The organism is Stenotrophomonas maltophilia group sp. SKK55, assembly GCF_057179845.1.
In genome coordinates, this window is record NZ_JBXUHP010000026.1 from 1 (window position 1) to 2,749 (window position 2,749).

The 2,749-nt window shown below is 58.0% G+C and carries 4 protein-coding genes and 1 pseudogene; all 5 read left to right on the forward strand.

All coding sequences use genetic code 11. The annotated features are described in order from the left end of the window. Window positions 1-738: type IV secretion system protein (locus AC2A1N_RS13635; protein ID WP_484372584.1), on the forward strand; the 738-nt coding region annotated here is incomplete at its 5' end. A 34-nt stretch (window positions 739-772) separates the two neighbouring features. Next, complete coding sequence (locus AC2A1N_RS13640) at window positions 773-1,297, forward strand: DUF4189 domain-containing protein (RefSeq protein ID WP_082783389.1); 525 nt, start codon at window positions 773-775, stop codon at window positions 1,295-1,297. Window positions 1,298-1,399: 102 nt separating this feature from the next. Then, window positions 1,400-1,897 (forward strand): DUF4189 domain-containing protein, encoded by a 498-nt coding sequence (locus AC2A1N_RS13645; RefSeq protein WP_242894477.1) that lies wholly within the window; start codon window positions 1,400-1,402, stop codon window positions 1,895-1,897. A gap of 162 nt (window positions 1,898-2,059) precedes the next feature. After that, window positions 2,060-2,401, forward strand: a pseudogene (locus AC2A1N_RS13650) (TrbL/VirB6 family protein); the annotation flags it as partial. Window positions 2,402-2,410: 9 nt separating this feature from the next. Then, on the forward strand, window positions 2,411-2,749 hold a 339-nt coding region (locus tag AC2A1N_RS13655), incomplete at its 3' end, for a DUF4189 domain-containing protein (RefSeq protein WP_484372586.1).

Below are 2,749 nucleotides of genomic sequence, written 5' to 3' on the forward strand. Positions count from 1 at the left end.
GAGCAGATCGACAAGAGCTTGGCCTGGATGCAAGTGGCGCTGTCGAGCATTGATGGCATCAAGATCCTGAATGATCCAGGGTTGCAGGCGGACAAGACCCGGGCGCTGTGGTTCATCGGCCTGGGCACGGGCGGCCCGGCGGTCACCGCTGGTGCGATGTTGCTGCTCTACGAGGTCGCGCTGGCGCTGTTCATCGGCCTGGGTCCCTTGTTCATTCTGTGTCTGCTGTTCGACCAGACCAAGCAGCTGTTCCAGCGATGGCTGTTCTACGGCATCGGCACGATGTTCTCGATGGCGGTACTGGCAGCGATGGTATCGATCGCGCTGGACATGGTGATCCGTGTCTCGACCGCGTTCTGGTCCACCGCCTTGGTCAACAAGTTCCTACTCGAAGGCGCCTCCAGCGACGGCATGACCAGCCAGGCGATGCAGCAGGGCGGCATGGGCCTGATCCTCACGACCCTGATTCTGACTGCGCCCCCAATGGCGGCCATGTTCTTCCAGGGGACCTTGGGTGGTTTCGCGCCATACTCCCAGATCGGTGGATCGGCAGCGGGCCAGCCGGGTCCACAGGGCCAGCCGCCGGGTTCGTATACGCCGGCAGCGCCTTCGAATAATGACGTGCGGCAGACCGAGGTTCATTCAGGAAGTATGGTGAGGAACTCGATGCCTCCGAGCTCGACCGGCGAAGCAAGAACTGCCCCGAGTACGATAGGTGCTGCCAGATCTAATGATTAGTGCTATTAGTGACATCCGTTGAAGGTGCGTAGCCATGCCAAAAAAATCAGTTGGAAAGTTGATTTCCAAATTACTCGTTCTTTCGGCACTTTTTCTTGTTGCTGAATCCTCTGTGGCAGAAGGGCGATGCCCGCCTGGCCAGTACCCGATAGGTGACAGTCGGGCACCGGGATGTGCGCCAATTCCTGCGGGTAGCAGCGGAGACGCTGGACCCAGAGCGACGGGCCGGTGGATCAAGACTTGGGGCGCCATCGCAATGTCCAATTCTGGGGCATCAGGTGTTTCGGTCGGGAAGGTAAAGAAGAGGGAGGCTGAAAAGGCAGCAATGGTTGAGTGCGAGGCGACCGGCGCACGTGATTGCGACATCGCCTTTACGTACAAGCACCAGTGTGCGGCGGCCGCGACTGCGAGCTCGGGCACTCAAGGTACGAACTTTGGGAGCGGAGAGACTGTTGATGTTGCCAAGAAGGTCGCTACTGAACTCTGTCAGTCTCGAGGGGGACGGGGTTGTGGTGTCGTGTATTCGGCATGCACAGAACCAAAGTTCGAGGCTTTCTAGATAATTTTTTTGCAGCCGCACCGCGACAGTAGGCGCGTTGAAGGGGGATTCTCGGCATCTTGATCGGATGCGATCTGCCTTCAAGCTTGAGAAGAGAATTTCATGAGGGCTATTTTTATTTTGTTGTTGTGCCTAGTGCCATTCTTGACTTTTGCCGAGGGCAGATGTCCTCCTGGCCAGTATCCAATAGGGGACAGCCGCGCTCCAGGCTGCGCTCCAATCCCTGCTGGTGGTGGCGGAGCTGCGGAAGGGCCGCGTGCCACCGGCCGTTGGATAAAAACATGGGGAGCGATTGCAACTTCTTCTACCGGCGCCTCGGGAACAGTCACTGGTGAGGTTAAGAAATCAGATGCCGCGAAGAATGCAGTTTCTGAATGTGCTAGCTCAGGGGCGCGTGATTGCCGAGTTTCGTTTACCTATAAGAATCAGTGCGCTGCGGCGGCTGTTCCTAGCTCTGGAACCCCTGGGACTAGCTTTGGCACTGCAGCTACGGAAGAGCTTGCCAAAAGCGTAGCTACTAAATTGTGCGATTCCCGCGGCGGACGTGGCTGTGATGTTGTTTACTCAGCCTGCACAGAGCCAAAATTCGAAGCGTTTTAACGCATCGATAGCTGGCATCCCGATGGTGGCGCTGGCTGCAGCGCCCATAATGGCGAACTTCTTCCTGACTGGCAGCGATGATCTCAATCGCGCTGTACATGGCGTCTCGGCAGCGCTCTGATCGACTGCGTCGGTCACAAGTTCCTGCTCGACGGTGCCTCCAGCGACGGCATGACCAGCCAGGCGATGCCGCAGGGCGGCATGGGATTGATCCTGACGACCTTGATTCTGACTGCACCCCCAATGGCGGCCATGTTCTTCCAGGGCACGCTGGGTAGCTTCATGGCATATTCGCAGATAGATGGCAGCCCGGCTGCTGCTGCGCCGGGACCTAATGGACAGCCGCCGGGTAGCTATTACACGCCGGATAAACCTTCAACGAGCGGTGGCAGTCAATCGGGTGGATCGACTTCAGTTGGGAGCAATGTCGTAGTCACTGGCAGCAACTCCACAGCTGGGTCGGGCAATTCTGATACTGGCCGTAAAGGCTTAGCTTCGAACTAGAGGCCGGAGATGAAGTCAATTCGTGTCTATTCAGGTGCAGTAATCCTGCTGGGTCTGGGAATCATTGCCTGCCAATTGCCACAGACGGCCAACGCAGAAGGTAGGTGTCCTCCTGGTCAGTATCCAATTGGTGGTCAGGGAGTCGGCGGCTGTGCTCCCATCCCAGGTGGTACCACTGGAGCAGGCCAAGCGTCGCCTGTTGCGACAGGGCGTTGGATCAAAACTTGGGGGGCCATCGCTTTAGCGAAGAGGGGCGATGTCGGCGTGGCTCTCGGTAAGCGAAGGAAGAGGGATGCGGCTTCGGAGTCCCTTGCTAATTGCGCACAGCGGGGGGCTACGGATTGCAGG